Genomic DNA, 4240 nt, shown 5'->3' on the forward strand with positions numbered 1-4240 from the left:
GTATTATCTGCGCTTTTGGCTTGGCATCTGCCGCACCTCGCTCGCCGTATCGGCACTTAGAATTATGCGGTATTGCCTAATATTATGAAAAACAAACGCCCTGGCTCTGCTTTTTGCGGCAGCCGGGGCGTTTTTGCAACCATTTGCAAAATAAACCCCGCCCCGGGGCTAAAAATGCAAGATTTTACTTGTGGTTTCAGCAAAAAAACTGTATAATAAAACTAATAAGCGCACTGTGTCGGTGCATAAGCTGCACGGTGCGCTGCGGCAGCTTTGCACAAATTTTGCTGTGGGGCCGGGGTTCCAGAGCTATCTTGGCGGCAGGGCAGCCCCAATACTTTGATTCGTGAAAGGAGCGTGAGCGGATTGGCTGAAGATTTTGTCATTGAGATGCTGAATATTACCAAGGAGTTCCCCGGTATCAAGGCAAACGACAACATCACCCTCCAGCTGCGCAAAGGCGAAGTGCATGCCCTGCTGGGCGAAAACGGCGCCGGCAAATCCACCCTCATGAGTGTTCTGTTCGGCCTGTACCAGCCGGAACAGGGCGTCATCAAGAAAAACGGCAAGGAAGTCAAGATCAATAACCCCAACGATGCAAACGACCTTGGCATCGGCATGGTCCACCAGCACTTTAAGCTGGTGGAGTGCTTCTCGGTGCTGGATAACATCATGCTGGGTGTGGAACCCTGCAAAGCGGGATTTCTGCAAAAAGAGGTCGCCCGCAAAAAGGTCGTGGAGCTTTCGGAAAAATACGGCCTGCGTGTAGACCCGGATGCACTGGTCAGCGATATCTCGGTTGGCATGCAGCAGCGCGTTGAGATCCTGAAAATGCTGTACCGCGACAATGAAATTCTGATTTTTGACGAACCCACCGCTGTATTGACTCCGCAGGAAATCGACGAACTGATGGAGATCATGCGCGGTTTTAAGGCTGAGGGCAAGAGCATCCTGTTTATTACCCACAAGCTGAACGAGATCATGGCCGTGGCGGACCGCTGCACGGTTCTGCGCAAGGGCAAGTATATCGGCACCGTGGATATTGCCAACAGCAGCAAGGAAGAACTTTCCCGCATGATGGTTGGCCGCGATGTTGAGTTTGTGGTGGACAAAAAGCCCGCCCAGCCCGGCAAAACCATCCTGAGCGTGCAGGGCATGACGGTGCCCAGCCGCACCCATAAAAAAGATGCGGTGCGCAATGTCAGCTTTGACGTTCGCGCGGGTGAGATCGTCTGCCTTGCCGGTATTGAGGGCAACGGTCAGACCGAGCTGGTGTACGGCCTGACCGGTCTGGAAAAAATCTCCGGCGGTACGATCACGCTGGATGGGCAGGACATCACCCACGCTTCCATCCGCCAGCGCTCCAAGGACGGCATGAGCCATATCCCGGAGGATCGCCATAAGCACGGCCTGGTGCTGGATTACACGCTGGAAAAGAACATGGTGCTGCAGCGCTACTGGCAGCCGCAGTTCCAGCATAATGGCTTTATCAAGGCGGATGAAGTGCGCAAGTATTCGGACCACCTGATTGAGCAGTACGATGTGCGTTCCGGCCAGGGCAGTGTGACCATTGCCCGCAGCATGTCCGGCGGCAACCAGCAGAAAGCCATCATCGCGCGCGAAATCGATAAGGATCCCAAGCTGCTGGTGGCTGTGCAGCCTACCCGCGGCCTGGATGTTGGAGCCATTGAGTATATCCACAAACAGATTGTTGCCCAGCGCGATGCCGGTAAGGCCGTGCTGCTGGTCAGCCTGGAACTGGATGAGGTTATGAACCTTTCAGACCGCATCCTGGTGATGTACGAAGGCGAGATCGTGGGCGAATTTGATCCCAAGACCACCACCGTGCAGGAACTGGGCCTGTATATGGCCGGTGCAAAAAAGAAGGAGGCAAAGTAAACCATGGCAAAACAAAACAAGCCTTCTTTGGGCACAACCATCCGCCAAAACAGCAGCGGCGTTCTGGCTGCACTCATGTGCATTGTCATCGGTCTGGTCATCGGCTTGATTGCGTTGTTTATCATCAACCCGGAGCACGCCCTGGTGGATGGCTTCTGGCGCATTTTGCAGGGCGGATTTTATGACTTCCCGTATGGCTGCGGCAAGGTGCTGACCCAGACCGCCCCACTGATCATGACCGGCCTTTCGGTTGCCTTTGCGTTCAAAACCGGCCTGTTCAACATTGGCGCAGCAGGGCAGTATACGCTGGGCGCTTTCGGCGCTTTGTACTTTGCCATTGTGCTGGGCATGCCCTGGTGGGTGTGCCTGCTGGTATCCGCTGTGTTCGGCGCGCTGTGGGGGGCCATTCCCGGCATCTTTAAGGCGTACCTGAACATCAACGAAGTTATTACCTCCATCATGTTCAACTGGATTGGTCTGTACCTTGTCAATGAGATCATCTATGGCCGTGGCTCCGGCGTGATGTATGATGCGCATAACACCCGCACCTGGAAGCTGGCCACCAACGCCCCGCAGGCGCAGATCCCTTCCTGCGGGATGAGCGAACTGTTCCACACCAGCAACACCACCATCGCCATCTTTCTGGCCATCATCGTGGCCATTGTGGTGTGGGTCGTGCTGGAAAAAACGACCTTTGGCTATGAGCTGAAAGCCGTTGGTTTGAACAAGAACGCCGCCCGCTATGCCGGTATCAATGAAAAGAAAAACGTTATTCTGTCCATGACGATTGCCGGTGCATTGGCAGGCTTTGGTGCCGGTTTGTTCTATCTGTCCGGCGGTGGTGAGTGGAACCCCCTGAACTCCACCAGCCTGCCTGCTATGGGCTTTAACGGCATTGCAACCGCACTGCTGGCAAACTCGAACCCCATCGGCACCATCTTCTCTTCGCTGTTCATCAGTCATATCAGCGTTGGCGGCGCATATCTGCCCACCAAGTATTTCCCCAGCGAAATTGCCGACCTGATCTCCGGCATTATCATCTACCTGTGTGCATTCTCCATGCTGTTCCGCACGCTGTTTGAGAAAAAGCTGATCCACAAAAAGGACACCGCCAACGCCAATGCCGAACCGGCAGCCAAGGCAGTGACCAAACCGGAAAAGGAGGGCAAGTGATATGCTGCTGCTTATCAAATACACCCTGCTGTATGGCATTGTTCTGATGCTGGTTGCCCTTGGCGGCATGTTCAGCGAGCATTCCGGCGTAATCAACATCGCGCTGGAAGGCATCATGGTTGTCGGCGGCCTGGCAGGCGTGCTGGTTACCGCATCGCTGCCCACCACCATGGCCCCGGCGCTCATCGTTCTGGCTGCCGTTGTGGCAGCAGCGGTCTGCGGCATGCTTTACTCGCTGCTGCTGGCGTTTGCTTCCATCAACTTAAAAGCCGACCAGACCATCGGCGGCACGGCGCTAAACATGCTGGCAACCGCCATTGCCATGATTCTGGCCAAGAACTTTAACGGTTCTACCTCCGCCAAAATCAGCTACACCAACAAGCCGTTCCTGTTCTCCATTGGCGGGCTGGAGCTCAGCATCTTTATCCCGCTGGGCATTGTGTTGCTGGTTGTCAGCTACATTGTTATGTATAAGACCCGCTTTGGCCTGCGCCTGCGCGCCTGCGGCGAGCACCCCCAGGCAGCGGATTCCGTTGGTATCAACGTCTACCGCATGCGCTATGCCGGTGTGCTGATCTCCGGTTTCCTGGGCGGTGTTGGCGGCCTGGCTTACGTTATCCCCAGCGTGCAGACCTGGAACTTTGAAGTCGGCGTTGCCGGTACCGGCTTTTTGGCACTGGCCGTTATGATCTTTGGCCAGTGGAAGCCGTTCAACATTTTTGGCGCGGCCATGTTCTTTGCCGTCTTCAAGAGCCTTGCCAACATTGCGGATTCCACCGTTCTGGCACAGCTTGGCTGGTCCAGCAACATTTATAACATGATGCCGTTCATTGCCTCCATGGTTATTCTTGCCTTTACCAGCAAGAACTCCCAGGCCCCCAAGGCCGAAGGCATCCCTTACGATAAGGGCAGCCGTTAAGCCCCGCAGATAAAACCAGCAATAGTGCCCGCCCCGCAGGCTTGTGCAAGCCGGTCCGGGCGGGCGCTTTGCGTTTTAGGCAACACCGCATAATTCCCGCCTTACGACTTAAGCACCGCTCCGGCGGCTGCGGCACGGCATCTGCGTTGCCAAAATGTTCGATAATACACAAAGTATTATCTGCGCTTTTGGCTTAGCAGCTGCCGCACCTCGCTCGCCGTATCGGCACTTAGAATTATGCGGTATTGC

The 4240-nt window shown here is 55.2% G+C and carries 3 protein-coding genes; all 3 read left to right on the forward strand.

Features of this window, described 5'->3' with window-relative positions; translation table 11 throughout:
• Positions 1–390 precede the first annotated feature (390 nt).
• Genes C4885_RS15640 through C4885_RS15650 form a run of 3 tightly spaced genes read left to right on the forward strand, consistent with a single transcriptional unit; the run spans position 391 to position 3991 of the window.
• On the forward strand, positions 391–1899 hold the full coding sequence (locus C4885_RS15640; protein ID WP_114001224.1) for an ABC transporter ATP-binding protein: 1509 nt from the start codon (positions 391–393) through the stop codon (positions 1897–1899).
• A 3-nt stretch (positions 1900–1902) separates the two neighbouring features.
• Positions 1903–3072, forward strand: a complete 1170-nt coding sequence (locus tag C4885_RS15645; protein ID WP_114001222.1) for an ABC transporter permease — start codon at positions 1903–1905, stop codon at positions 3070–3072.
• A gap of 1 nt (position 3073) precedes the next feature.
• Entirely contained in the window at positions 3074–3991 is a 918-nt protein-coding gene (locus tag C4885_RS15650; RefSeq protein ID WP_114001223.1) for an ABC transporter permease, read from the forward strand.
• Positions 3992–4240: the final 249 nt, after the last annotated feature.

Origin of the sequence: Subdoligranulum sp. APC924/74 (assembly GCF_003324125.1) — a bacterium.
Taxonomy (GTDB): Bacteria; Bacillota; Clostridia; order Oscillospirales; family Ruminococcaceae; genus Gemmiger; species Gemmiger qucibialis.

Bases quoted from the DNA above. Each gene is read 5' to 3' on its own strand.
- C4885_RS15640 (WP_114001224.1), top strand. From the start codon at position 391: ATGCTGAATATTACCAAGGAGTTCCCCGGTATCAAGGCAAACGACAAC.
- C4885_RS15645 (WP_114001222.1), top strand. From the start codon at position 1,903: ATGGCAAAACAAAACAAGCCTTCTTTGGGCACAACCATCCGCCAAAAC.
- C4885_RS15650 (WP_114001223.1), top strand. From the start codon at position 3,074: ATGCTGCTGCTTATCAAATACACCCTGCTGTATGGCATTGTTCTGATG.